General features: G+C 72.8%; 21 protein-coding genes. 16 read left to right on the forward strand and 5 right to left on the reverse strand.

All coding sequences use genetic code 11. The annotated features are described in order from the left end of the window. The first annotated feature begins 11 nt into the window (after positions 1–11). From BMW85_RS16620 to BMW85_RS16660, 9 genes are all read left to right on the forward strand, one after another. Positions 12–1,661 carry a PucR family transcriptional regulator gene (locus BMW85_RS16620; protein WP_091082178.1) on the forward strand — a complete coding sequence of 550 codons (1,650 nt, stop codon included), beginning with the start codon at positions 12–14 and terminating at the stop codon, positions 1,659–1,661. 10 nt (positions 1,662–1,671) lie between these two features. Beyond that, complete coding sequence (locus BMW85_RS16625) at positions 1,672–1,881, forward strand: RNA-binding S4 domain-containing protein (protein WP_020540721.1); 210 nt, start codon at positions 1,672–1,674, stop codon at positions 1,879–1,881. A gap of 140 nt (positions 1,882–2,021) precedes the next feature. Beyond that, positions 2,022–3,443, forward strand: a complete 1,422-nt coding sequence (locus tag BMW85_RS16630) for a uracil-xanthine permease family protein (RefSeq protein ID WP_091082180.1) — start codon at positions 2,022–2,024, stop codon at positions 3,441–3,443. After that, positions 3,440–4,288, forward strand: a complete 849-nt coding sequence (locus BMW85_RS16635; RefSeq protein WP_091082181.1) for an FAD binding domain-containing protein — start codon at positions 3,440–3,442, stop codon at positions 4,286–4,288. The genes BMW85_RS16630 and BMW85_RS16635 overlap by 4 nt, the downstream gene beginning before the upstream one ends. Further along, positions 4,278–4,754, forward strand: coding sequence for a (2Fe-2S)-binding protein (locus tag BMW85_RS16640; protein ID WP_091082183.1), 477 nt, complete (start codon positions 4,278–4,280; stop codon positions 4,752–4,754). Before BMW85_RS16635 ends, BMW85_RS16640 begins: the two co-directional genes overlap by 11 nt. Then, on the forward strand, positions 4,751–7,102 hold the full coding sequence (cutA, locus tag BMW85_RS16645) for an aerobic carbon-monoxide dehydrogenase large subunit (protein WP_091082184.1): 2,352 nt from the start codon (positions 4,751–4,753) through the stop codon (positions 7,100–7,102). Before BMW85_RS16640 ends, cutA begins: the two co-directional genes overlap by 4 nt. Positions 7,103–7,112: 10 nt before the next feature. Next, positions 7,113–8,129, forward strand: coding sequence for a leucine-rich repeat domain-containing protein (locus BMW85_RS16650; RefSeq protein WP_091082186.1), 1,017 nt, complete (start codon positions 7,113–7,115; stop codon positions 8,127–8,129). Positions 8,130–8,186: 57 nt separating this feature from the next. After that, complete coding sequence (locus BMW85_RS16655) at positions 8,187–8,618, forward strand: hypothetical protein (protein WP_091082187.1); 432 nt, start codon at positions 8,187–8,189, stop codon at positions 8,616–8,618. A gap of 53 nt (positions 8,619–8,671) precedes the next feature. After that, a complete protein-coding gene (locus BMW85_RS16660) occupies positions 8,672–9,094 on the forward strand; it encodes a hypothetical protein (RefSeq protein ID WP_091082189.1) in 423 nt (140 codons plus the stop codon). Between the two features lie 6 nt (positions 9,095–9,100). On the opposite strand, the gene cydB is transcribed toward BMW85_RS16660, so the two are convergent. The 3 genes from cydB to BMW85_RS16675 all read right to left on the reverse strand — a co-directional run bounded on the left by cydB (position 9,101) and on the right by BMW85_RS16675 (position 12,456). Then, entirely contained in the window at positions 9,101–9,979 is an 879-nt protein-coding gene (cydB, locus tag BMW85_RS16665) for a cytochrome d ubiquinol oxidase subunit II (protein WP_091082191.1), read from the reverse strand. Positions 9,980–9,996: 17 nt separating this feature from the next. Then, a complete protein-coding gene (locus BMW85_RS16670; RefSeq protein WP_091082193.1) occupies positions 9,997–11,343 on the reverse strand; it encodes a cytochrome ubiquinol oxidase subunit I in 1,347 nt (448 codons plus the stop codon). Positions 11,344–11,547: 204 nt separating this feature from the next. Beyond that, positions 11,548–12,456: a polysaccharide deacetylase family protein gene (locus tag BMW85_RS16675; RefSeq protein WP_245774844.1), complete on the reverse strand. Its 909-nt coding sequence runs from the start codon at positions 12,454–12,456 to the stop codon at positions 11,548–11,550. Positions 12,457–12,567: 111 nt separating this feature from the next. Here BMW85_RS16675 and BMW85_RS16680 point away from each other — a divergent pair, with 111 nt between their 5' ends. The 3 genes from BMW85_RS16680 (at position 12,568) to BMW85_RS16690 (ending at position 14,940) form a co-directional block, all read left to right on the forward strand. Beyond that, entirely contained in the window at positions 12,568–13,251 is a 684-nt protein-coding gene (locus tag BMW85_RS16680; RefSeq protein WP_177240716.1) for an SRPBCC family protein, read from the forward strand. 67 nt (positions 13,252–13,318) lie between these two features. After that, positions 13,319–14,215, forward strand: a complete 897-nt coding sequence (locus BMW85_RS16685) for a hypothetical protein (protein ID WP_091082197.1) — start codon at positions 13,319–13,321, stop codon at positions 14,213–14,215. A gap of 53 nt (positions 14,216–14,268) precedes the next feature. Beyond that, positions 14,269–14,940, forward strand: a complete 672-nt coding sequence (locus BMW85_RS16690; RefSeq protein ID WP_091082199.1) for a DsbA family oxidoreductase — start codon at positions 14,269–14,271, stop codon at positions 14,938–14,940. Positions 14,941–14,946: 6 nt separating this feature from the next. Here BMW85_RS16690 and BMW85_RS16695 read toward each other — a convergent pair whose 3' ends face one another. Then, positions 14,947–15,747, reverse strand: coding sequence for a thymidine kinase (locus BMW85_RS16695; protein ID WP_245774845.1), 801 nt, complete (start codon positions 15,745–15,747; stop codon positions 14,947–14,949). Positions 15,748–15,822: 75 nt separating this feature from the next. Between BMW85_RS16695 and BMW85_RS16700 the strand changes: the two genes are divergently transcribed. From BMW85_RS16700 to BMW85_RS16715, 4 genes are read left to right on the forward strand one after another with little or no spacing between them, the layout of a single operon-like run. After that, positions 15,823–16,194: a hypothetical protein gene (locus BMW85_RS16700; protein ID WP_091082202.1), complete on the forward strand. Its 372-nt coding sequence runs from the start codon at positions 15,823–15,825 to the stop codon at positions 16,192–16,194. A gap of 7 nt (positions 16,195–16,201) precedes the next feature. Next, positions 16,202–18,220 carry a hydantoinase/oxoprolinase family protein gene (locus BMW85_RS16705; protein WP_091082203.1) on the forward strand — a complete coding sequence of 673 codons (2,019 nt, stop codon included), beginning with the start codon at positions 16,202–16,204 and terminating at the stop codon, positions 18,218–18,220. Next, on the forward strand, positions 18,213–20,021 hold the full coding sequence (locus BMW85_RS16710; RefSeq protein ID WP_091082205.1) for a hydantoinase B/oxoprolinase family protein: 1,809 nt from the start codon (positions 18,213–18,215) through the stop codon (positions 20,019–20,021). The genes BMW85_RS16705 and BMW85_RS16710 overlap by 8 nt, the downstream gene beginning before the upstream one ends. Before the next feature lie 2 nt (positions 20,022–20,023). Then, a complete protein-coding gene (locus BMW85_RS16715) occupies positions 20,024–20,704 on the forward strand; it encodes a histidine phosphatase family protein (protein WP_091082206.1) in 681 nt (226 codons plus the stop codon). 4 nt (positions 20,705–20,708) lie between these two features. Here BMW85_RS16715 and BMW85_RS16720 read toward each other — a convergent pair whose 3' ends face one another. Further along, positions 20,709–21,239 (reverse strand): uridine kinase family protein, encoded by a 531-nt coding sequence (locus BMW85_RS16720; protein ID WP_091082208.1) that lies wholly within the window; start codon positions 21,237–21,239, stop codon positions 20,709–20,711. Positions 21,240–21,266 lie beyond the last annotated feature (27 nt).

A 21,266-nucleotide genomic window follows, 5' to 3' on the forward strand; every position in this document is an offset into this window, starting at 1 on the left:
ACAATCTCCCCATGGAGCCCCCAGTCCGTCTCGCCAGCACCGGCACCATCATTCACGGTGTCTCCGTGGGGGAGGTGCTGGGCGTGTCGACCCTCGCGGAGGCCAGGCTCATCGCGGGGGAGAGCGGGCTCGGCCGCATCGTGCAGCGGCTCAACGTCATGGAGGTCCCCGACATCCTGGCCTGGGTGAAGCCGCACGAGCTGCTGCTGACCACCGGCTACCCGCTGCGCAACACCCCGCAGTCGCTCGGCCGGCTGGTCGCCGACCTCGACGAGCGCGGCCTCGCCGCCCTGGCGATCAAGCTCGGCAGGTATGTCGACGAGCTGCCCGGCGACATGGTGGAGCAGGCCGACCGGCTCGGCTTCCCGCTCATCCTGCTGCCCAACGACGTGGGCTTCGACGACATCCTCAACCAGGTGCTCACCGACATACTTAACCGCCAGGCCGCCGTGCTGGCCCGCGCCGAGGAGGCGCACCGCGCCCTGGTGCAGGTCGTGCTGGCGGGCGGCGGGCTGCGCGAGGTGGCCGCCGAGGTGGCGCAGCTCCTCGACGTGTCGGTGGCGGTCGTGGACGGCGCCGGCGCCGTGCTGGCCACCGCCGGGCCCGCCGAGCACGTGGCCGCGCTGCGCGAGTCGATCTCCCACGAGGGGCCGCCGCCCGCCAGGGCCGCCCGCACGCCCGCCAAGGCCGGCCTCGCGCCCGCCAGGGCCGGGACCGCGGGGCGCGGCCGGGAGTTCGCCTCCGTGCCCGTGCTGGCCGGCGGGCACCACCACGGCCGCATCGTCGCCTACAGCGCCTCCACCGCGATCAGGGACAGCGACGTTGGCATCCTGGAGCGGGCCGCCACCGTGGCCGCGCTCGTCGTCACCCGCCAGGAGGCGGTCAACGCCGTCGAGAGCAAATACCGCGCCGACTTCCTGCGCGACGTGCTCACCGGCCGGGCCGGCACGGCCGAACGGATCAACGGCCGCGCGCGGGCGTTCGGATGGGACCTGTCGCGGCCGGTGACCGTGCTCGTGGCCGAGCTCGACCCCGACGGCGACGAGCGCAGCGCCCAGGACCGGCTCGTGGCCTGCTGGACGGCGGCCGTCCGGCGGCACGACCGGCGCGGCGCGGTGGCCGGGTTCTCGCACGAGGTGGTGGCGGTGATCGACGCCGCGCTCGACGCGGCGCGGGTGGCCAAGGACGCCGCCGCGGCCTTCGCCGACCTGCCGCCCGCCACGTTCTCCACCGGCACCTCCCGGCCGAGCCCGGGGGCGGACGCGCTGCCCGAGGCGTACGCGCAGGCGCTCAAGGCGGCCCGCGTGGGCCGCCAGCTCCACGGGCCCGGCGCGGTCGCCCACTTCGACCAGCTCGGCGTCTACCGGCTGCTGTCGCTGGTCAACGACACCGACGAGCTGCACGCGTTCGTCCGCGAGACGCTCGGCCCGCTGGCCGCCGACGACGACGCCGAGAACGCCGACCTGCGCCGCACCCTCCACGTGCTGCTGGAGACCAACCTCAACGTGGCCGAGACCGCGCGCCGGCTGCACTTCCACTACAACACGCTGCGCTACCGCATCGGCAAGCTGGAGCGGATGCTCGGCAACTTCACCGACGACCCGCATCTGCGGCTCAACCTGACCCTGGCCCTGCACGTGCTGCGCATGAGAGGTATCTAGGCTTGTCCCCGTGGACCTCGACTTCGAACTGCGCTCCGACTTCATCCCGCTCTGCGACCTGCTGAAGTACTGCGGCGTCACCGAGACCGGCGGCATGGCCAAGCACCTCATCGCCGAGGGCCTCGTCCTCGTGGACGGGGAGGTGGAGCTGCGCAAGACCGCCAAGATCCGGGCCGGCCAGGTCGTGAGCGGTGACGGATTCTCCATTCACGTCGCCTAGATCGGCATGTGCGCGAGGATCCCACTGGTGGGCCGCGCAGATTTGGCAGATCATGCCCGTGTAGGACTACCGGGGCGGGCCTAATGTGCCCGCAACGGTAAACGGGTCGCCGGCAAGGCCCAGCGCAAAAAGGGGCGCTCATGGTTTGGGGATGGACCAGACACGGTGACGGCAAGCATCTGGCGCCCGGCGAGGTGGTCAGGCCCGACGAGCGGCTGAGCTGGCCGAGGACGGTCGGGATCGGCGCGCAGCACGTGATCGCGATGTTCGGCGCGACGTTCGTCTTCCCCCTCGTCATGGGGCTGGACCCGAACATCGCGGTGATGATGTCGGGCGTGGCGACGATCCTGTTCCTGCTGATCGTCAAGGGCAAGGTGCCCAGCTACCTCGGCACCAGCGCCTCGTTCGTGGGCGGCGTGCTCGCCATCCGCGCGGTCGCCGGCGGCGACACCGCGGGCGCGGACGCCGTCGTGACCGGCGCGATCCTGATCGTCGGCCTCGTGCTGGCGCTCATCGGGGTCGCCATCCACTTCCTCGGCGTGCAGATCATCCACCGGGTGTTCCCGCCCGTCGTCACGGGCGCGGTCGTCATGCTCATCGGGTTCGGGCTGGCCTACGTGGTCGCCGACGTCTACTGGCCCCAGGACCACTGGGTGGCGCTGCTCACGATGCTCATCACGTTCGTGATGATCGTGGCCTTCAAGGGCTTCATCGGGCGGATCGGGGTGCTGGTCGGGCTGGTCGCCGGGTTCGTGCTGTCGTGGGTGCTCGACCGCCTGGCCGGGCCGATCACCTCCGTACTGCCAGGTATGAACCTGCGCGACGCGGCGGGGAACGCGTGCGCCCCCGAGGGGCCCTACTGCCTGGCCACGGCCTTTCCGCACGACCGGGTGAGCTTCGACAACGTCGCCAAGGCCGACTGGTTCGGGCTGCCGAACTTCCACGGGCCGGACTTCCGCTTCTCGGCGGTGCTGCTGGTGCTGCCCGCGGTCATCGCGCTCGTCGCGGAGAACGTCGGGCACGTCAAGGCCGTCGGCGAGATGACCGGGACGGACGTCGACCCCTACGTCGGCCGCGCGGTCGCCGCCGACGGCGTCGCCACCGTGGTCGCCAGCGCGGTCGGCGGCTCGCCCACCACCACCTACGCCGAGAACATCGGCGTCATGGCCGCCACCAAGGTCTACTCGACCGCCGCCTACTACGTCGCGGCCGTGATCGCGATCCTGTTCGGGCTGTGCCCCAAGTTCGGGCAGCTCGTCGCGGCCACGCCGGGCGGCGTGCTCGGCGGCGTCACCGTCATCCTCTACGGCATGATCGGCCTGCTCGGCGCGAAGATCTGGATCGAGAACCGGGTGGACTTCGCCGACCCGGTCAACATGGTGCCGACCGGCGCCGGCATCATCCTCGCCATCGGGCCGGTCACCCACTTCGTCGGCGGCGACCTCACCCTGGAGGGCATCGCGCTCGGCACCATCGTCGTGCTCGGCGGCTACCACCTGCTGCGGGCCATCGCCGGGCGGCCGCTCGAACCGGCCCCGCCGGTGGGAAGCGAGGCCGGATGAAGCCGCCGCCGTTCACCTACCACGCCCCGCGCGACCTCGCGACGGCGCTCCGCACCCTGCAAGAGGTCGGGGCCGGAGGCGCGGGGGGCAAGGTGCTGGCCGGCGGGCAGAGCCTCATCCCCATGCTCAACATGCGCCTGGTCGCGCCCGCCCACCTGGTGGACATCAACCGGGTGGCCGGGCTCGGCGGCATCGGGCGCGAGCCGGGCGGCGTACGCGTCGGTGCGCTGGCCCGGCACGCGGAGGCCGAGCGCTCCGGCGCGCACCCGCTGCTCACCCGGGCGCTCAAACTGGTCGCCCACCCGGTGATCCGTAACCGCGGCACCGTGGTGGGCAGCCTCGTCCACGCCGACCCGGCCGCCGAGCTGCCCGCCGTGCTGGCGGTGCTCGGCGGGTCCGTACGGGTGGCCCGCTGGCAGGACGGCGCCGCCGTGGAGCGTGACATCCCGGCCGCGGCCTTCTTCACCGGCCCGATGGAATCGGCCGTGCTGCCGGGCGAGCTGGCCGTGTCGGCCTGGTTCCCGAGCCTCGCGCCGGGCGCGGGCTGCGCCTTCGTCGAGGTGTCCCGCCGGCACGGCGACTACGCGCTCGCCGGGGTGTGCGCCGTCGTCGGCCCGGCCGGCGCCGCCCGGGTGGCCTGCGTCGGCGTCGGCCCCGTCCCCGTCGTGGTGGACGTGAGCGCCCACGCCCCCGACTGGGCGGCGGCGGCGCGGGCGGTGCGTGAGGAGACCGAACCCGACGACGACATCCACGCCACGGCCGCCTACCGCCGCCACCTCGTGGGGGTGCTGGCCGAGCGGGCCCTGCGCGAGGCCGCACAGGAGGCGGAGAACCGTGGAGCATGAGATCACGCTGGTGGTGAACGGCGCCGCCCGGCGGGTGCGCGTCCCGGCCAGGCGGCTGCTGTCCGACTGCCTGCGCCACGACCTCGGGCTGACCGGCACCCACGTCGGCTGCGAGCACGGCGTCTGCGGCTGCTGCACGGTGCTGCTCGACGGCGAGCCGGTGCGCTCGTGCCTGACGTTCGCCGTCACCGTGGACGGCCGCGAGATCACCACCGTCGAGGGGCTGGCCGGGCCGGACGGGCTGTCGCCGGTGCAGCGGGCCTTCGCCGAGTGCCACGGCCTGCAGTGCGGCTTCTGCACCCCCGGCTTCCTGTGCACGGTGACCGCGTTCCTGGAGGCGAACCCCGTCCCCACGGAGGAGGAGGTGCTGGAGGGCATCTCCGGCAACCTGTGCCGCTGCACCGGCTACCAGAACATCGTCAAGGCCGTCCACCGGGCCGCCGAGCTGATGGCGGAGGAAGCATGACGACGAAGCTGTTCGGGGAGCCGGTCCAGCGGCGCGAGGACCCGCGGCTGCTGACCGGAGGTGGCCGCTACCTCGACGACCTCGGCCCCGACGCGCTCGCCGCCGCGTTCGTCCGCGCCCCGCACGCGCACGCCCGCATCCGCGACATCGACGTCGGCCCGGCGCTCGACGTCGAGGGCCTGGTCGCCATCTACACGTGGGAGGACCTGCCCGAACGGGTCGGCCGGCCGCTGCCGCTGCTCATCCCGCACCCGGCGCTCACCCACGGCCGCACCGCCTACCCGCTGGCCAGGGACGTCGTCAGGCACGTGGGCGAGCCGGTGGTCATGGTGGTGGCCGCCGACCGCTACGCCGCCGAGGACGCCTGCGCGCTCATCGAGGTCGACTACGAGGTGCTGAAGCCGGTCGTCGGCCTGGAGGAGGCGGTGCAGGGGGCGGCGCTCGTCCACGAGGACGTGCCGGGCAACGTCGGCGCGCACCTCGTCCAGGAGGTGCCCGGCGCGGACGGGCGCGGCGCCCGCGAGGCCATCGAGACCGCGCCGCACACGCTCGCCTTCCGGCTCGACATCGAGCGCAGCGCCAGCATGCCGCTGGAGGGCCGCGGCGTCCACGCCCGCTGGGACGGCCGCGACCTGCGCGTCCACTCCAGCACCCAGACCTCCACCAGCGTGCGCATGGCGGTCGCCGCCGCGCTCGGCCTGCCGCTGCCGCGGGTCGAGGTCATCGCGCCGGACGTCGGCGGCGGCTTCGGCGTCAAGATCGTGCACCCGTGGCCGGAGGAGATCCTCGTGCCGTGGGCGGCCATGACGCTCGGCCGCGAGATCAAGTGGACGGAGGACCGCAGGGAGCACTTCATCTCCTCCGCGCACGAACGCGGCCAGGTGCAGTACGTGCGCGTCGGCTTCGACGACGACGGGCGCGTGCTCGGGCTGGACGTGACGATCCTGCACGACCACGGCGCCTACACCCCCTACGGGATCATCGTCCCGATCGTCACCTCGACGCAGCTGCTCGGGCCCTACAAGATCGGGGCCTACCGGGTCGAGTTCAGCGCCGTCTACACCAACACCGTGCAGGTCACGCCCTACCGGGGAGCGGGCCGCCCGCAGGGCGTGTTCTGCATGGAGCGCACCATGGACAAGATCGCCCGCCACCTGGGGCGCGACCGCGCCGAGGTGCGCGCGGCCAACTTCATCGGCCCCGGCGAGTTCCCCTACGACCAGGGGATGACCTTCCAGGACGGCCGGCCGCTCATCTACGACAGCGGCGACTACCCCGAGATGCTGCGCCTGCTGAAGGAGCTCATCGGCTGGGACTCCTTCGAGCGCGCGCCGGGGCGCGGCATCGGCATCGGCTGCTACGTCGAGGGCACGGGCGTGGGGCCGTACGAGGGCGGGCACGTGCAGATCACCTCCGACGGGCGGGTGCACGTCTCCACCGGGCTCACCTCGCAGGGGCAGGGCCACGAGACGGTCTTCGCCCAGATCGCCGCGAGCGAGCTGGGCGTGCCCATCGAGCGGATCAGCGTGGTCACCGGCGACACCCGCAGGTTCGGCTACGCGGTCGGCACCTTCGCCTCCCGCGCCGCCGTCGTCAGCGGCAGCGCGATCGCGCTCGCCTGCCGCAAGGTGCGCGAGAAGGCGCTGCGCATCGCCGCCGACGCGCTGGAGGCCGACCCGGCCGACCTGGAGATCACCGACGGGATCGTGCACGTGGCCGGTGCGCCGAACGCGGCCGTCCCCCTGTCCACGGTGGCCGTGCTGGCCAACCCGCTGCGCTACGCCTTCGACGAGGAGACCGCCAGGGCCACCCAGTTCGCCGGGGCCGCCGCGCCCGACCGGCCGCCGGTCGCCGAGGGCGAGGAGCCGGGGCTGGAGGGGCGCGACTACTACTCGCCGATCCGGTCCACGTTCGCGGCCGGGATGCACGCCGCGATCGTCGAGACCGACCCCGACACCGCAGAGATCCGCGTGCTGCGCTACGCCGTGGTGCACGACTGCGGGAGGCTCATCAACCCCATGATCGTGGAGGGGCAGATCCACGGGGGAGTGGCGCAGGGCATCGGGGGCGCGCTCTACGAGCGGATGGCGTACGACCCGCACGGGCAGCTCGTCAACGCCTCCTTCATGGACTTCCTCATGCCGTACGCGACCGAGGTGCCGCACGTCGAGACCGCCCACCTGGAGACGCCGTCGCCGCTCAACCCGCTCGGCGTGAAGGGGGCGGGCGAGGCGGGCGTGATCCCGGTCTCCGCCGTCATCGCCTCGGCGATCGAGGACGCCGAGGGCTTCCCCATCGACCGCATGCCCATTTCCCCCTCCGACCTGTTCCACCTGCGCACCACCTAAGATCGGCGGCATGCGCGCGCCTGCCTCCGGGCTCACCGTGTTCCCTGAGGTGCCGGACGACGTCCAGGTGGTGGACCTGGCGTGGAACGACCTCGCCGACGTGCCCGACCGGGTGGGGAGGCTGGCGGCGCTGGAGGAGCTGCGGCTCGACGGCAACGCCCTCACCGCCCTGCCCGACCTGTCCGGTCTCGGCGCGCTGCGGGCGCTGCATCTCGACGGCAACCGGCTTACGGCCTTCCCCTCCTGCCCGCCGGGCCTGGAGACGCTCTTCCTGTACGGCAACCGCGTCCGCGAGCTGCCTGCCCGCCTGCCGCCCGCGCTCCGCCACCTGGCCGCCGGCGCCAACGGCCTGACCGCCGTCCCCCACGCCCTGTGGAAGCTGACCGGGCTGCGCTCGCTCAACCTGGCCGAGAACGCCCTCACGGACCTCCCTGCGGCCGTCGGCGGCCTGACCCGGCTGCGCATGCTGGACCTCGGCCACAACCGCCTCACCACGATCCCGCCCGAGCTGGGCGACCTGCCGCTCACCGACTACCTCTACCTCAGCGACAACGCCTTCACGGAGGTGCCGGCGGCCCTGGGGCGGCTGGACCGGCTCGCCTACCTCAACCTCACCGACAACCGGCTGAGCCACCTCCCTGACGCGCTCGGGGACCTGGCCGCGCTGGTGGAGCTGCGCCTCTACCGCAACCGGCTGGAGGCGCTGCCGGAGTCGTTCGGCCGGCTGACCCGGCTGCGCGAGCTGCACCTGCAGGGCAACCGGCTCACCCACCTGCCCTCGGCCCTCGCCGCCTGCGCGGAGCTGCGCGTGCTCGACCTGCGCGGCAACCACCTCCGCGCGCTGCCTGACGTCCTGCCGCCCCGGCTCACCCATCTCGACCTGCGCGCCAACCGGCTGCGGGAGCTGCCCGCCGGCCTCGCCCGGCTGACCGCGCTGGAGAAGCTGGACCTGCGCTGGAACAAGCTCGACGGCGACCCCGAGGTGCTGCGCGTCCTCGCCGGGCGCGGCTGCGTCGTCCTCCGCTGACGGAGACGCGCCGGTGTCCGGCTGAACCGGACCCCGGATCCCTGCGTACCTCCGCACATGACGACATTTCCATGTCTGGCCGCTTTCGCGCTGCTGGCCGGACTGGTCGCCGGATGCTCCTCCTCAGGGGGCTGGGGCGGCTACGTCGCAGCGGGCAACGACCAGCAGCAACAGGTGAACGCCGCCCCTCTCTCCGTCGAACAGCTCTCCGCCAAGGTGGGCTGCACGCCGAAGATGCAGGTCGACAGCGAGGAGATCCGCACCGGCCACTGCAAGACCGAGGCCGGCGAGTTCTTCGTCAACACCTTCAAGTCCGAGAAGCTGAAGGACCAGTGGATGGACCAGGCGCCGGAGTACAACCCGCACCTGGTCGGCCCGCGCTGGACCGTGCTCGGCCCGCTGGAGGTGCTGGAGCAGCTCAAGTCCCCGCTCGACGGGGACCTGCACCTCATGGACCACCGGGTCTCGCAGACGCCGTCCCCGAAGTAGCCCGAACCGGTATGGGGCCGAACCGGGGCCGGAAGGGCTGCGTACCTCCGCACATGACGACATTTCCACGTCTGGCCGCCGTCGTGCTGCTGGCCGGGCTGGCCGCCGCCTGCTCCCAGGGCAGCGGGAGCGGCGGCGGTCCCGCCGGCGCGGGCGGCCGGGCCGGCGCCGCCCCTCCCTCCGTCGAGCAGCTCGCCGCCAAGGTCGGCTGCAAGCCGCGCATCCAGGTGGACGCCGCCGAGCTCCGTACGGGCTACTGCAGGACGCCCGACGGCGAGTTCTTCGTGACCACGTTCGCGTCCCAGGCGGGCAAGGACGCCTGGATGGACGCCGCCCCCGAGTACAACCCGCACCTGGTCGGCAACCTGTGGACCGTGCTGTCCGGCCGCCAGGTGCTCGACCTGCTGCGCGAACGCCTCGGCGGCGACCTCCACCTGACCGACCACCGCACCAAGCGGATGAAGGTGGTCGGCTGAGCCGCCTCAGGCGGCCACGCGGACCCGCTTCCTGAACACGTAGTACGTCCAGCCCTGGTAGACCAGGACGAACGGGAGCGCGATCAGCCCGATCCAGCTCAGCATCGTCAGCGTGTACGCCCCGGAGGCCGCCTCCGCCAGGGTCAGCCCCGGCAGCGGCCGCACCCGCAGCTCCATGAAGACCGCGAGCGTGGCCAGCACGATCGCGCCGGCCGTGGCCGTGAACGCCCAGCCCTCCCTGCGCCGCCAGATCAGCGCCGTCGCCGCGGCGAGCGCCGCCATGGCGGCGAGGGCGGGGAACGTCCCCAGGTTGGACAGCGCGAGCACGGCGACCGGGATGACCGCGGCGCTGACGGCGAGGGCGGCGGCGCGGGCGCGGCGGCGGATCGCGCCGGTGGTCCTGAGCGCCAGGAACACCGCGCCGTGCAGGAGGCACACGGCCAGCGTGAACGCGCCGCCCAAGACCGCCGCGACCGCGCTGCCGAACAGCAGGTCGGCGAAGACCGCGCCCCACAGGAACGCGGGCAGCCCGCTGCCCACCATGACCGCCATGTCGCACCAGGCCGGGTTGCGCACCTTGCCGCGCCACTCCAGGCCCACGCCGCGCAGGATCAGCCCCACCAGGATCAGCGTGACGTGCAGGTAGAACGCGCTGAACACCCCCGAGTACCAGGCGGGGAAGGCGGCGAACATGGCGCCCACCGCGGTGATCAGCCACACCTCGTTGCCGTCCCACACGGGGCCGATGGTCTGCAGGCTCTGCCGCTGCTCGGCGTCGTTCCTGCTGAGGAGGGGCGCCAGCAGGCCGACGCCGAAGTCGAAGCCCTCCAGCACGAAGTAACCCGTCCAGAGGAAGGCGATGATGACGAACCAGAGATCGATCATTGTCGGTGTGCCTCCGCTCAGTACATGAGCGACGGCTCGCGCCGCTGCTCGGCCAGGGGGGCGGGCTCGGGCTCGGTGACGCCCTGGCGTACGTGCCGGGTCAGCAGCACGGCCTCGGCCACGGCGAGCGCGCCGTACAGGAGGGTGAAGACGGCCAGCGAGATCGCCACCTCGGTCAGGGACACGCCGGGGGAGACGCTGGCGGCGGTCAGCAGCTCGCCGGCCACCGTCCAGGGCTGGCGGCCGATCTCGCTCAGCAGCCAGCCGGCGATCATCGCGAGCAGCGGCAGCGGCAGGGCCGCGACCAGGGCCCGCGACAGCCATCTGGGGAACTCGCGCCGGCGGCGGGTCAGCCAGAGCCCGAGCACCGACAGGCCCACGGTGGCCATGCCGAAGCCGATCATCACGCGGAACGACCAGAAGACAACGGTCGGGTCGGGGCGGTAGTCGCCGGGGCCGAACTGCTGCTCGAAGCGTTGCTGCAGGTCCTCGGTGCCCTGGACGGTGGCGTTGAGGTCGTTGGTGGCGAGGAAGCTGAGGACGTTGGGGATCTCGATGCCGGGGACGACGCTGAATCCGGCGCCCGCGGTGTCGTGCTGGAGACCTTCGGCGGCGGCCAGCTTCATGGGCTGCTGCTCGTACAGCAGCTTGCCGGACATGTCGCCCGTGCCGGCGACGACGGCCCCCGCGACCGCCGTCATGACCAGCGCCGCCCGCGCCGCGCTGCGCCACATGGGCGCGTTGCGCCGCAGCATCCAGTAGCCGCACACGGCCAGCACGAACCCGCCCGCCACGATGAACGCCGCCCCGACCACGTGCGGCACCTGGGCGAGCGCCGTCGAGTTGGTCAGCACCGCCCACAGGTCGGTCATGCGGGCCTTGCCGTCCACGACCTCGTACCCGACCGGGTGCTTCATCCAGGCGTTGGCGGCCAGGATGAAGTACGCCGACAGGTTGGAGCCGATGGCCGCGGCCCAGATGCAGGCCAGGTGCACCCTCTTCGGCAGCCGGTCCCAGCCGAAGATCCACAGGCCCAGGAACGTGGACTCCATGAAGAAGGCCAGCAGCGCCTCCATCGCCAGCGGCGCCCCGAAGACGTCGCCGACGAAGGTGGAGTACTCGCTCCAGTTCATCCCGAACTGGAACTCCTGCACGATGCCCGTGACCACGCCCATGGCGAAGTTGATCAGGAACAGCTTGCCGAAGAACTTCGTGAGCTTCAGGTAGTGCTCTTTGCCGGTGCGGTGCCAGGCGGTCTGCAGCCCGGCCACGAAGATCCCCAGACCGATGGTCAGGGGCACGAACAGAAAGTGGTACACGGTGGTGACCCCGAACTGCCACCGTGCCAGGTCAAGTGCGTCCATCTTCCCCGTCGACTCCTGAGCTCTACAAGCTGTAGTTCATCTACTTTCAGTAGTACTACACGCTGTAGAGCAACGCGATGCGAGCTTGGTCACATCGATCCCGTACGTGCTGGTTGCCGGGTATCGAGAATGCCGCCGAAGGGGGCTCCGGGGCGTCACCCGCCGGGTTGATTCCGGGGTACCCCGCTCGGTGGATCCCTGGCGTCAGCGGGCCAAAGCGGCGTCCAGGTAGGCCTGGAGGTTGCCGAGCTCGTAGCCGCGGCGCTTGATCTTCTTCACCAGGACGCGGAAGTCGTGCGCCAGGTCGGGACGGAAGTGCAGGAGGAGGATGTCGCCAGGGCGCAGCTGCTTGTCGGGCACCTGGTAGGCGATCTTGCCGCCGGGCTGGACGGTGGCGGTCCAGAGGAGCACGGCGGACATGCCGCAGCTCTTCGCGGCCCGCAGGGTGTCGGTGCCGTAGGAGCCGTACGGCGGGCGGAACAGGGTCGGGCGGGCCCCCAGCTCCTTCTCGATCAGCCGGGAGGCGCCGCACAGCTCGCGGCGCTGGGCGGCGTAGGGGAGGGTGCGCAGGTCGGGGTGGGTGAGGGTGTGGTTCTCGACGGGAGCGCCGGCGTCACGCAGCTCGCGGAAGTAGTCCCACTTGCCGGCGCCGACGTAGCGGGCCTGGCCGCCCGCCTGGTCGGGGGTGCCCTTCGCCTCCACCGCGTCGCGCATCGCGAAGACGGTGAGGGGGATGCGCTGGTCGCGTACCTGGCGGACGAGGCCGGGGTCCTGCTCCCAGCCGTCGTCGATGGTGAGGAAGACGACCTTGCGCTTGGTGGGGATCGAGCTGATCACCGGGGGGAGCGCGCCGGTGGAGATTGGGCGCACCTCGCCCGCGCGGGGGAGCGCGCCCGGCGGGCCCTGGGGGCGGGGCGGGGCGGACGACTGCGGCGCGGATCCCTTCGGTGCCGAAGAGGCGCCGGTCCCGTCCGGTGCGGCGTCGCCGCCCGGCGCGCAGGCGGCGGCCGGCAGCACGAGCGCGAGCGCGAGGCAGGCGGGCGCGATGCGGGCGACGCGGGCATGCGGGACGCGGGCGGGCCGGGGCGCTTCGGACGTGGATCTTGGACGCACGAGGGACCATCCTGCCATCTCTCCGGTGAACGACCCTTGTCGGCGCGACACCGCCGCCGTCTGGCAGGTGTTGCCCTTATCCGGCGGCCTTCCGCTGCCTAGAGTGGCGGCATGCGAGTGGCGGGCAGCGCCGTGATCGGCGTACAGAAGGAACGGCTGTGGGCGGCGCTCCAGGACCCGGCGGTGCTGGTGCGCACCATCCCCGGCTGTGAACGGCTGGAGGAGACCGGGCCGGGGGCGTACCGGATGACGGTCAACGCCGGGGTGGCCTCCATCAAAGGCGTCTACCAAGGGGAGGTCGTGCTGACCGAGCCCGTGCCGTGCGAGGGCTTCACGCTCAGGGCGCGGGGGCAGGGCGCGCCGGGCACCGTGGAGGCGACCGTACAGCTCCGGCTCAGCGAGGCGGACAGCGCGGACGGCACCCGCGTGGACTACGACGCCGAGGCGGTGATCGGCGGGATGATCGGCGGGGTCGGGCAGCGCATGCTCGGCTCGGTGGCCAAGCGGACGGCGGGCGAGTTCTTCTCGGCCGTCGAGCAGCACCTCTGTGCCGCCCCCACTGAAGCCCAGGCCGAAGCGCCCACGCCCGTCCTCGCCGAGCTGGCCCCGGCTGAGACGGCGGCCGGGGTCCAGCAGGCGGGGGCCGTCTACGAGCGGCCGTCCAAGCCCGGCACCCCCACCACCACCCGCCCGTGGGTCATGCTCGCCTCCTTCGGGACGGGCGCGGGCGTGGCGCTCGCGGGCGTCGCGGTGGGCTGGCTGCTCGCCAGGCCCGGCCGCCGCTCCCGCGCCTGAGAGACCGCTCTCCGGGAAGGTCACGGGGCCTCTCGCGGAAAAGGATCTCCCGGCGTAACGTGGCGATATGCGGCAGGAACACGCTGAAGACGCACGGACCGAAGCCAGGAGAATCGTACGTGACCTGCTGGGCGAGGAACGGCCGTCCGCCCAGACCCTGATCGCCGACGTGCGTCCGGTGCTGGGGGACGAGCGCACCGGCCGCGCGCTCGACCTGGCGCTCGGCGCCGCGCTGACCCGGCGCTCGGCCGAGCTGGCCGCCCTCGCCGCGCTGCTGGTCGGCACCCGCGAGCTGGGCGCCGAATGGTGGACCCGCGCGCGGGGCGGCAAGCTGCCGCCGCCCGACGAGGTGATCCGCACGGCCGTGGCGATCGAGCCGTGGACCGATCTGACCGCGCTGGAGATGCTCGCCGCCTGGATCTCCGACGACGCCGCCGACCAGCTCTGGGGCACGCCCGTCGCACAGGTCGATCTCAACTCCTGGCAGGCGGAGGACCGCTTCACGCTGCCGCCCGGCGTCCGGCCGGGGCAGCGGCTCGTCGTGCACTTCGACGCCGGCGGCCGGCTGGACGCGGTCGTCACCCGGCGGGCCGACGAGGACCTGGGCTCCAACCTGGACTTCCAGTCCCTGCGCTACTCCCGTCCGGCCGAGGCCCAGTGGAGCTGGGGCGTGGCGGCCGGGCTCGGGCCGCACCGGCTGCCCGGCGAGCACCCCGACCCGTACGCCCGCGAGGTCCCCGCGCGGGCCTCCGGCATCCTGCGCGCCTGGGCGCTGCGCCACGGGGCCACCCGCGACCAGCTCGGCGAGACCTGGGAGACGGTCGGCGACGTGGTGGCGGCCATCGAGCGGGTCGACTGGATGTGGCGCAGCGGCGAGTGGTTCGGATGGTGGCGGGGGGTGTCGGCGCTGGTGGACGACTCGGCTTACCTGCCGTACCGGCTGGAGGAGCTGGCCGCCGGCTGACGCCGCGCCGGCGGGCAGGAATCGGGCGCGGTTCCCCGGGGTTGTCCCCTGGCGTGAAGGTGGAAATATTCTCCGATGTCGCGTGCCCCTGGTGTTACATCGGGCACGCCAGGTTCCTCAAGTCGGCCGAGCGGTTCCGGGCCAAGGGCGGCACGATCGAGGTGACGATGCGCCCGTTCCAGCTCAATCCGGACGCCTCGCCGGAGGGCGAGCCGATGATCCCGATGCTGGAGCGCAAGTTCGGGCCGAACGCCGTCCAGATGGTGCGGCGGGTGATCGACGCGGCCGCCGCCGACGGCCTGACCCTCGACTACGACAAGGGCGTGAGCGCGAACACGTTCGAGGCGCACCGCCTCATCGAGCTGGCCACCCGGCAGGGCCGCGGCGGCGAGATGGCCGAGCGGCTGTTCCGCGCGCACTTCGCCGAGGGCCGCAACGTCGCCGACCCCGCCGTGCTCGCCGAGCTGGCCGCCGAGACCGGCGTCGAGGACACCGGGGAGGGCGCCGAGGAGGTACGCGAGCAGATCGCGCGGGCGCGCTCGCTCGGCGTCACCGGTGTGCCGCTGTTCCTGTTCGAGGGCAAGTTCGCGGTGTCGGGCGCGCAGCCGCAGGAGGCGTTCGACGCCGCCATCGACGAGGTGGCCGAGCGCACCGGGCAGCAGCCGATCACCCAGCTCGCCGCCCCCGCGGAAGGCTGCGACGACGACGGCTACTGCGCCGTCTGAGGCCGGTTACTGCGCCGTCTGAGCGGCCGGCGCGAGGACGCCGTCATGCCGGCCGGGCTGGTCAGCGGGGGAGCCCTCGTCGAGCTGACCGGGTCGGTCGGCCGGCGAGCCCTCGTCGAGCTGACCGGGTCGGTCGGCCGGCGAGCCCTCGTCGAGCTGACCCGGCCGGTCGGCGGGGGAGCCCTCGTCGAGCCGCCCGGACCGGTGGTGGCGGCGGCAGAGCACCTGGTAGCGCACCGGTGAGTCGTCGGTGTCGCCGATGACCACCTGCTCCCCGGTCCGCGCCATCACCCCGCCCACCACCCGCGCGTTGAGCTGGCCTGGCCGCCCGCACCAGCACAGCACCTCGACCTGCAGCCGGCACACCTCGTCGGCCAGCTCGAACAGCCGCTGCGCGGCCGGGAACATCACCGAACGGAAGTCGGAGGCGAGACCGAAGGCGTAGACGTCCACGCCGTGCTCGTCCACCAGGTCGGCGAGCTGCTCGATCTGCTCGACGCTGTAGAAGCACGCCTCGTCGCAGATGAGGTAGTCGACGTGGTCGTACGAGGTGACCAGCCGGACGAGGTCGAGGCCGTCCTCCACCTCGACGGCGTCCTGCCCGAGCCCGATGCGGCTGGTCACCTGGGGTCCGCCAGAGCGGTCGTGCTTGGTGAGCACCAGGCCGCGCCGGCCCTGTCTCGCGTGGTTGTAGTTCATCTGAAGCGCGAGGGTGGACTTCCCGCAGTCCATGGGGCCGAAGTAGAACTTCAGCACGGCATCCCGCGCCCCGGACGGCACCGGCGACAAGGCAGACGATTGGGTCACGGGCCGCCAGCTTAGCGGCTTGGCTTGTTCCATGACCTCGTGGGACATTTTCCCCCTGAGGTTTCAGGAGGAACTGTGGTCACCGACAAACCGTCCGCGCTCGACACGATGTTGCAGCAGGACGACCTTACCGCCGCGCAGGCCGACGCCACCCGATGGCGCTACGGCTTCTACGTGGTCGTGGCGGGAATCGTGGCGGTCCTGATCGCCTTCGCCGCCGCGGTGTTCGCCACGCGCGAGTTCGCCTCGCTCTTCGCCGGGGTGGCGGGGGTGATCGGTACGATCGTCGGCGCGTACTTCGGAGTGCAGGCCGGCCAGTCGGGCAAGGCCAGGGTGGAGGCCGAGCTGGCGAGGACGCAGGAGCTGGCGATCCGCCTGGCCGCGCACGTCGGCACGGCCAACGCGCCCAGGGTCGTCGACGAAGTGCTCGGCCGGCGCCGAGGCTAGAGGAGCCATGCGAAGCGTACGAATCGGAGTGGACACCGGGGGGACGTTCACCGACGTCGTCGCGGTGGACGAGCAGACCGGTGAGATCCTCACCACGAAGACCCCCTCGACGCCCGCGAACCCGGCCGACGGCTTCCTCGCGGGCATCGCCAAGCTGAGCGAGCTCGACGGCGGCGGCGGCTTCGACGTGGGCGGCATCGTCCACGGCACCACCGTCGCCACGAACCAGCTCCTGGAGGACCGCATCTCGGGCCTCGGCTTCATCACGACCGAGGGGTTCGAGTTCATCCTGGAGATCGCCCGGCAGAGCGTCCCCGACGGCTACGGCAACTCCTACTTCTGGGTCAAGCCGCCCAGGATCGTCCCGGTGCACCACGTACGCACCGTCGGCGGCCGGCTCGACCACCTGGGCGAGGAGGTGCGGCCGTTCTCGGAGGAGCAGGCCGTCGAGGCGGCCCGCTGGTTCCGGAGCAAGGGCATCAACGCGATCGGCGTCTGCTTCCTGCACTCCTACGCCAACCCCGAGCACGAGCGGCGCATGCGCGAGGTGCTGTGGCGTGAGCACCCGGAGGCGGTGATCTCGCTCTCCAGCGACGTGCTGCGCGAGTACCGCGAGTACGAGCGCTCGGTCACCACGCTGGTGGACGCCGCCGTCAAGCCCGTGATGCGCACCTACCTCGCCAACCTGTCCACCCGGCTCGGCCGCCCGTTCTCGGTGATGAAGTCCAACGGCGGCATCCTGTCGGCCCGCGAGGTCGTCAACCAGCCGATCACCACCGTCCTGTCGGGCCCGGCGGCCGGGGCGCTCGGCGCGGCGCTCATCGCCTCCACCGCCGGCCACGAGTCCGTGATCACCCTGGACGGCGGCGGCACCTCGACCGACGTGGCCGTGGTGATCGACGGCGAGCCGTCCATCACGACCGAGGGCACGATCGGGCGCTACCCGTGCAAGATCCCGATGATCGACATCGTGACGGTCGGCGCGGGCGGCGGCTCGGTCGCGTGGATCTCGCCGGAGGGCACGCTCAAGGTCGGCCCGCGCTCCGCCGGGGCCGACCCAGGCCCGATCTGCTACGGCAAGGGCGGCACCGAGGTCACGGTCACCGACGCGCACGTCTTCCTCGGCCGGGTGCCGCCGCATCTGCTGGGCGGCGAGATCCCGCTGGACGCCGGGGCCGCCCGCGCCGGCATCGAGGCCCTGGCCGACAAGCTCGGCCTCACCCCCGAGCGCACCGCGACGGGCATCCTGGAGATCAGCGCGTTCAACCAGAGCAACGCGATCCGTCAGCTCACCGTCAAGCGCGGGCTGGACGTGCGGGACTTCCCGCTGGTGACCTTCGGCGGGTCGGGGCCGCTGCTGGCCTGCCGGCTCATGGACATCCTGGGGCTGCCCTCGGTGATCGTCCCGCGCGACCCGGGCAACGTCTCGGCGTTCGGGCTGCTCACAGTGGACGTCAAGAACGACTACGTACGCACGTACGTCACCCGCGACCTGTCCCTCGGCAAGGCCGCCGAGATCTTCCACGACCTGGAGCATCAGGCGGCGGAGGCGCTGGAGCGCGAGGGCTTCGCCGACCCCGTCCACATCCGCAGCGCCGACCTGCGCTACTACGGCCAGGGCTACGAGGTCCGCGTCGCCGCCCCGGCGGGGGAGATCGACGCCGGCTGGCGGGACCAGGTCGTCGAGCGCTTCCACGAGGCGCACGAGAAGCTGTACGGCTACGCCTACCGCGACGACCCCCGCCACGCGGTCGAATGGGTCAACCTGCGCGTGTCGGGCGTCGGGCCCATCACCCGCCCGGCCCTCCGTCCCCTGGACAAGCCGGGCGCGGGCGCGACCTCCGTACGGGCCGTGCACTTCGACGAGACCCGCGACACGCCGATCCACCAGCGCGTCGCGCTCGGCCCCGGCGCGTCGGTGCGCGGTCCCGCCGTCATCGAGGAGTACGGCTCGACCATCCCCATCCACCCCGGCTTCACCGCCACCGTGGACGCGTACGGCAACGTGGAGGTCAAGCGTGACTGATCCCATCCTCGTCGAGATCGTCGAGGGCACGCTCGCGTCGGTCGAGAAGGAGGTCGAGACCGCGATCGCGCGCACGGCCCGCTCGCCGATGATCCGCGACGCGCACGACTTCCGCGCCGGCATCCACGACGCCCGCCTGCGCAAGCTGACCGGCCGCTCCTACAGCGCGCTGGTCCAGCCGGTCGTGCGCGACTTCCCGATCGAGACGATGCGGCCCGGCGACGTCTACTTCCACAACGACGTCTACCTGTCCGAGGGCGGCATCGGCCACCTGCCCGACCTGTGCGTCACCGTGCCGGTCTTCCACGACGGCGAGGTGGTGGCGTTCGTGCAGGCGTTCGGCCACCACGACGACATCGGCGGCAGCGTGCCGGGGTCGATGCCCTCGCACGCGCGCTCGGTGTTCGAGGAGGGCCTGATGGTCCCGCCGATCAAGTTGTGGGACCAGGGCGTGCCGAACGAGGCCGCGCTGCGCATCATGACCCGCAACTCCCGTATGCCCGACTCGCTGGCCGGCGACCTCGACGCCGAGTGCTCGGCCTGCCTGATGGGCGCGCGGCGGCTGGGCGAGCTGTTCGAGCGCTACGGCCGCGAGGCGGTCCAGGAGTGCTTCGACGCCATCATCGGCAAGACCACCGAGACCTTCCGCCGCGAGCTGCTGTCGAAGATCCCCGAGGGGACGTACGTGTGGGAGGACTACGCCGAGCACGACGGCGTGGACGAGCCCCGCCTGCACGCCCAGCGGATCACCCTCACGGTCGACCACGCGGCCGAGGCGCCGCTGACCATCGACTTCACCGGCACCTCGCCGCAGGCCAAGGGCCCGATCAACCACGCGGGCGACTACGCGGACGGCGTGTTCCTCAAGAAGTGGCTGGCCCCGATCCTGCGCAACCTGGCCGACACGCCCGAGCGGATGGCCGAGCTGGACGTCAACGAGGGCGTTGTGCCGCTCATCAAGATGATCTTCCCGGAGAAGGGCACGCTCCTCACGCCCGTCTTCCCCGCCCCGACGAACGCCCGCACGTTCGTCATCCTGCGCCTGCTCGGCGTGCTCGCCGGCGTGCTCGCCAAGGCCACCGGCGGGCGGATGCCGGCCGATCAGGAGACGATCCGCTACACCGGCGTGTACGGCGCCGACGCCGGCGGGCAGCCCTACCTCATGCGCGAGGTCCTGGGCGGCGGCTCCGGCGGGCGCTGGTACGCCGACGGCGAGGACACCATCCACGTCGTGCCCGACTCGCGCAACATCCCGGTCGAGTTCGCCGAGGCGCGCTGGCCGTTCCGGGTCGAGCGGCTGGGGCTCGCCTGCGACTCCGGCGGGCCGGGCATGTTCCGCGGCGGGCTCGGCTACGACAAGCACATCCGGATGCTGCGCGACGCCTCGTACATGTCGATCGCCGACCGCTCGATCCTGTCGTGCTGGGGCGTCAACGGCGGCCTGGCCGGGCGGCCGTTCCGGGTCGAGGTCAACGGCAAGGAGATGGACGGCCTGGTGGACGACTTCCCGGTGCACGCCGGCGAGATCATCCGCATCCGCACCACCGGGGGCGGCGGCTGGGGCTCCCCGTACGACCGCGACCCGCGCGCCGTGGCAGCCGACGTGCGCGACGGGAAGGTCTCGATCGCGGGCGCGCTCGGCGACTACGGCGTGGTGCTGGACGGCGACCGCATCGACGAGCGGGGCACCGCCGAGCTGCGCGCCACGCTGCGGCCTCCGTCCAACCGCTTCTTCGACCGCGGGCCGGGCTTCGCCCGGCTGTCGGGCGGCCGTTCCCAGGCGGACGTGGACGAGCTCTGAGCATGGCCGGCGCGGGACCTTCGCGGATCATCGCGGTACGCCACGGCGAGAGCGAGGCCAACCTCGCGCACCGGGAGGCGGGCGACCGGCCGCTGGTCTACGGGCTGGGCGACGACGAGGTACGGCTCACCGCCCTGGGCCGGCGGCAGTCGGCGGCGCTCGGGCGGCTGCTCGCGGCGCTGCCCGGCGGCGAGCGGCCCGAGGCGGTGTGGTGCTCGCCCTACCTGCGGGCGCGCGAGACGTGGGAGGTCGCGAAGGACGACTGGGGCGCCGGGCTGCCGGTCGCCGTGGACGAGCGGCTCAGGGACCAGGAACAGGGGGCCTTCGACCGGCTCAACCCGGCGGCGGTCCGTGAGCGCTTCCCGGAGGAGGCGGCGAGGCGCGAGGCCGTCGGCGGCTACGCCTACCGCCCGCCCGGCGGCGAGTCCCTGGCGGACGTGGTGACGCGGGTGCGGGCGTTCGTACGGGACCTGGACGGGCCGGCGGGCGGCCGGCCGGTGCTGATCGTCGCGCACGACTCGGTGGTGCTGGCCCTCCGCCACGTCCTGGAGACCGGCGCGGACGCGGCCCCGCACGCGGGCCCGCCCTTCGTGCCGGTCCTCAACGCCTCGGTGTCGGTCTGGCGCGCCGTGGAGGGCTCCTTCGAGCTGGTCCGCTTCAACGACGTCGGGCACCTGGCGTGAGCCCTCACGTGCGGACGACGAGATCGGCCCGCTCCCGGGTGCAGTCCGCGGCGAACCACGCGCGCTCCGCCGCGAACCACTCCCGCCAGCGCGGAGCCAGCTCGGGCCCGTCCCGCTCCAGCACGCGGGCCAGCCGCACCGGCTCGGCGGCCTCCACCCACACCGTGTACGCCACCAGGTGCGCGGCCGAGGCGCGGGCGGTGCCGACGCCCTCGACGACGAGCACCGGCGCGGGCGGCACCGCGACCCGCTCGGCGTACGCGCCCCGGACCCAGTCGTAGCGCCGGAACCCGCCGGGCCGCCCGTCCCGCAGCGGCCTCAGCACCTGCTCCTCCAGCGCGTGGAACCAGCCGCCCGGGCCGTCCTCCCACGGCACGGGGAAGTCGTCGCTGTGGACGACCTGGCAGCCCAGCGCCCCCGCCAGCCGCCCGGCGAACGTCGTCTTGCCCGACCCCGCCGGCCCGTCCACGGCGACCAGGCGGACGGGACCGCACGAGGGCCGCAGACTCCGGATGCGGGCGGCCAGCGAATTCACCGACCCAGGGTAGGTGACGGATCACCG

It is taken from the genome of Nonomuraea wenchangensis, assembly GCF_900111685.1.
Taxonomy (GTDB): domain Bacteria; phylum Actinomycetota; class Actinomycetes; order Streptosporangiales; family Streptosporangiaceae; genus Nonomuraea; species Nonomuraea wenchangensis.

Bases quoted from the DNA above. Each gene is read 5' to 3' on its own strand.
- BMW85_RS16685 (WP_091082197.1), top strand. From the start codon at position 13,319: ATGCGGCAGGAACACGCTGAAGACGCACGGACCGAAGCCAGGAGAATC.
- cutA (WP_091082184.1), top strand. From the start codon at position 4,751: ATGACGACGAAGCTGTTCGGGGAGCCGGTCCAGCGGCGCGAGGACCCG.
- BMW85_RS16670 (WP_091082193.1), bottom strand. From the start codon at position 11,343: ATGGACGCACTTGACCTGGCACGGTGGCAGTTCGGGGTCACCACCGTG.
- BMW85_RS16715 (WP_091082206.1), top strand. From the start codon at position 20,024: ATGGCCGGCGCGGGACCTTCGCGGATCATCGCGGTACGCCACGGCGAG.
- BMW85_RS16680 (WP_177240716.1), top strand. From the start codon at position 12,568: ATGCGAGTGGCGGGCAGCGCCGTGATCGGCGTACAGAAGGAACGGCTG.
- BMW85_RS16635 (WP_091082181.1), top strand. From the start codon at position 3,440: ATGAAGCCGCCGCCGTTCACCTACCACGCCCCGCGCGACCTCGCGACG.
- BMW85_RS16660 (WP_091082189.1), top strand. From the start codon at position 8,672: ATGACGACATTTCCACGTCTGGCCGCCGTCGTGCTGCTGGCCGGGCTG.
- BMW85_RS16620 (WP_091082178.1), top strand. From the start codon at position 12: ATGGAGCCCCCAGTCCGTCTCGCCAGCACCGGCACCATCATTCACGGT.
- BMW85_RS16655 (WP_091082187.1), top strand. From the start codon at position 8,187: ATGACGACATTTCCATGTCTGGCCGCTTTCGCGCTGCTGGCCGGACTG.
- BMW85_RS16630 (WP_091082180.1), top strand. From the start codon at position 2,022: ATGGTTTGGGGATGGACCAGACACGGTGACGGCAAGCATCTGGCGCCC.
- BMW85_RS16705 (WP_091082203.1), top strand. From the start codon at position 16,202: ATGCGAAGCGTACGAATCGGAGTGGACACCGGGGGGACGTTCACCGAC.
- BMW85_RS16650 (WP_091082186.1), top strand. From the start codon at position 7,113: ATGCGCGCGCCTGCCTCCGGGCTCACCGTGTTCCCTGAGGTGCCGGAC.
- cydB (WP_091082191.1), bottom strand. From the start codon at position 9,979: ATGATCGATCTCTGGTTCGTCATCATCGCCTTCCTCTGGACGGGTTAC.